Source organism: Microbulbifer epialgicus, assembly GCF_041447265.1.
GTDB classification, from domain to species: Bacteria; Pseudomonadota; Gammaproteobacteria; order Pseudomonadales; family Cellvibrionaceae; genus Microbulbifer; species Microbulbifer epialgicus.
Genome location: NZ_JBGMEK010000181.1, coordinates 1 through 3,125, shown reverse-complemented (window position 1 = coordinate 3,125; position 3,125 = coordinate 1). Strand labels below are relative to the sequence as shown.

General features: G+C 43.9%; 5 protein-coding genes. 3 read left to right on the top strand and 2 right to left on the bottom strand.

The features are described 5' to 3' along the window. Positions 1–375, top strand: a 375-nt coding sequence (locus ACCI49_RS24130) for a transposase (protein WP_371837343.1), incomplete at its 5' end; no start/stop codon positions are given. 178 nt (positions 376–553) lie between these two features. On the opposite strand, the gene ACCI49_RS24125 is transcribed toward ACCI49_RS24130, so the two are convergent. After that, complete coding sequence (locus ACCI49_RS24125) at positions 554–802, bottom strand: hypothetical protein (RefSeq protein WP_371841803.1); 249 nt, start codon at positions 800–802, stop codon at positions 554–556. Between the two features lie 68 nt (positions 803–870). Further along, positions 871–1,113: a hypothetical protein gene (locus ACCI49_RS24120; RefSeq protein ID WP_371841802.1), complete on the bottom strand. Its 243-nt coding sequence runs from the start codon at positions 1,111–1,113 to the stop codon at positions 871–873. Positions 1,114–1,950: 837 nt separating this feature from the next. On the opposite strand from ACCI49_RS24120, the gene csrA reads away from it, so the two are divergent. Next, complete coding sequence (csrA, locus tag ACCI49_RS24115) at positions 1,951–2,139, top strand: carbon storage regulator CsrA (protein ID WP_371841800.1); 189 nt, start codon at positions 1,951–1,953, stop codon at positions 2,137–2,139. A gap of 569 nt (positions 2,140–2,708) precedes the next feature. Next, a complete protein-coding gene (locus ACCI49_RS24110; protein WP_371841799.1) occupies positions 2,709–3,029 on the top strand; it encodes a hypothetical protein in 321 nt (106 codons plus the stop codon). Positions 3,030–3,125: the final 96 nt, after the last annotated feature.

Sequence of the window (3,125 nt, the reverse complement as noted above, 5' to 3'; positions counted from 1 at the left end):
CGTTTTCAAATTTACGAAGGAAGTATGAATGCCGATAGGCTGATTGACTTTCTTAAGCGATTGATCAAAACAGCGGGGCGTAAAGTTTACCTCATTCTGGACAATCTTAGGGTACATCATGCACGATTTGTTAAAGCTTGGCTGGCAGAGCACGAGGATGAGATAGAAATTTATTATTTACCATCATATTCACCTGAACTGAATCCAGATGAGTATTTGAATTGCGACCTTAAAGGGGGCGTTCACAGTGGCATGCCAGCCCGATCCAAGGAGAAGCTAAAAAGGAAAGTGCTTTCTCACATGAGAATGTTACAAAAGAAGCCCGCGCGTGTAGCAGCCTACTTCCGACACGAATCAATTAGGTACGCAGCATAACTGAACTATTTGTCCGCCGGGTTAATAACCAGTTCTGATCATCCGGAATAGGATCAAACCAGGATCTGCCTCAATCTATAGTTTAACACCACTCTTGTAACGACTTATCATCCTCTCCGGTACCTTCTCCTCATTCATCGAGTCTAAGGGGCAACAACCACTAGTTAGCTGGCTCCTGTTATTCTTGGCACTCCCTTTCCACCAATACACCGCCTCTCTTAATTGAGTACTCGGTATAGCTCCCAGTTACAATATCAAGGATGTGCAGCCAAGAATAAAACTCCGCTTTCTCGGATTTAGCGATTTCCGCTGCTAGCTCCATTGCCGCCTCATCAGTTGGAGCGGAGCCTCTAAAACTTTTTGCACCACCATTCATTAAATGAATACGCTCGGCAAAGATTGCAAACCTATTGATCGTTCTTCCCATGTCCTTTCTCCGGTTAAGTTTCCCTGGCCATCCGATAGCCATTCAATAGTGCTTAGAGCAACGCTAGATTAAGCACTCAACTCCTTAAATTCTGATTCCAACCAAGCCATACTGCGCTCAACTTCCCGCATCTGCCTTAGTGTCAGCTCCAATTCTTCACGCAAATTCAGACCCACAGAAACCGAAAAGCTGCGTACGTACTTTGTATAGTTAAGGATGCAGATGGCGTACATTGGTCGGCTGTCATAGTCCGACCGATAGCGGCATATCCGGATCGGCTCTCCGTCGAAAATGATGTTTCTGGTTCCCATGACTACCTCCAAGCACAATACTGTATACCCATACAGTATACGATAAAGAGCTCAGGACCTGTCAAGATAGCCCGCGTGCCCCTCTTCCTAGTGAAGCCCCAGCCTAGCCAGGCATTTTGCTTTTCAAGCCACAAATTGACCAAGTAGAAAAAGCTATGCAATAGATTCCTTAAATTCTTGTCTACTCAATAAATCAGGGAGTGCATTTAAGGTTTAGATTACTGATTCCAGTTATCTTGATCCACCCAACCTCTTCCGAATGTAAATCTAACAGTAGTAATCAAGCCTGGATCAAACCAACAATCTACAAACCGTGCAATAGCAAATGCGTATAGGAAGATAGGCAGCAAAATGATCTTATTGGAATTTATTAAGATTGTTTCCAGTGTCAAAAATGCGTAAGGTAAATAGATATTTATCGGTATTTTGGGCCATAACTGAGCAAGCTTTTATTAGCTAATAACTCGGAATCAAAAGGCTCAAAACTTTCTATATGGCCCAATCTCGCAAAGGAGAACGGTAGCGTGACATAAAAGTAAGTAAAAGGCGCTGACCCAAGGTGCTACCAACACCAGGGGCCAGCTAACCAAATTGATACGCGAACTATCAAAATGGCTGTAATGGATGATACGCTAGAAACCCGCTCGTCTTCAATAAAGTGGAGCACATTCAGTAACTTGAAAGGCTTTTTCAAGTTCTGGGAGCGTTGTATCCGCCTTTTCTACTTTTACGCCTACCGTTCCCGCGCCCCACCTCGTATTGCCTCAAAACGTCACTCTCTAAGCTTTCCCACAGCGGAAGGTTTCCCCATGGTTTAAGTATCAATAGGAAATGGATATGTTAATTTTAACTCGTCGGATTGGCCAAAACCTCAGGATTGGAGCAAACGTCTCAATCGTAGTTTTGGATATTAAAGGTAATCACGTAAGAGTGGGGATAGAGGCTCCCAAATCCCTGCCCGTTCACCGTGAAGAAATCTATATGCGCATCCAGAAAGAACGAGGGGCAAGTAATGGAGATGGTTGAGAGGCAGATTCTCCCTGTATTGGGCTACTCCATGAATCTAAATTCCATAGCGAATAGCTCTACGGTCTTATAGTTCTGTAGAAGATTCCAATGGATATTCCTTACCAGTATACACCCAGGAAGGGAAACACCAGCCCTGAGACTACACTCCACCGAAGCCCGCAAAGCGGGCACCCACAGGGGTAGTTTGCTATGCGAGCGATCATCAGGTTTATATTCAGTGGTCAATTAAATATATCCGGTTCATAACGGTGACGGAACTCTTTTGCTGATTCTGCCACTTTCATTGAGTCAAAGATTGCTACCATTCTGGCAACCAATGGCAAATATACTCCGCTTTTTATCTACAGGCAGAGCCGATTGATTAAACACTTTTTAAAGTATCGACCCCAATGCTGCAAAACGATGAGGCTGTTTAATGGCCAAGATAATTGAACCACTGCGATATTTAAATAACTTTGATTTACTTGAGCCCCAAGCTACAAGAGGATGTTATTGAAATATCACTTGATAATTGGTGTACTATTTGGTGTTTTAATTTCACACCTGCAATATCGAGAGGGATGTATATGCCTATTTTCTGGGTAATTGATACTAAAGTAAAAGTTTTGCCACAAAGCTCGTTACCCCAAGATGGTAGCACTTTCTATTTTGGCCGCTCTATTGTTCCGGACGAATCTAGAGAAAATGCTGTAGCTCGATTGACCGCCGCACTTGAAGAAGACTTCATGTTAGTGGAGGAGGTTTCCAGGGTAGCTACATATGATAGCCAGCAGTGGGATACTGAAGCTGATGAAGATTACGAGACCAAGGAGTCCTATGAGGAAGCCAAGCAGACTGGGGAGATCGTATTCGGCTGTTTTGCATCAGAGCTTTCAATGGAGGATTAATTGTGTCAAAGGGAGCAATGACAATAGCCGAGGGTAAGCGGTACATGAACCACATTATTCAACTTGCTCTGGCAGGCTGCCATGATACCCCCTCCA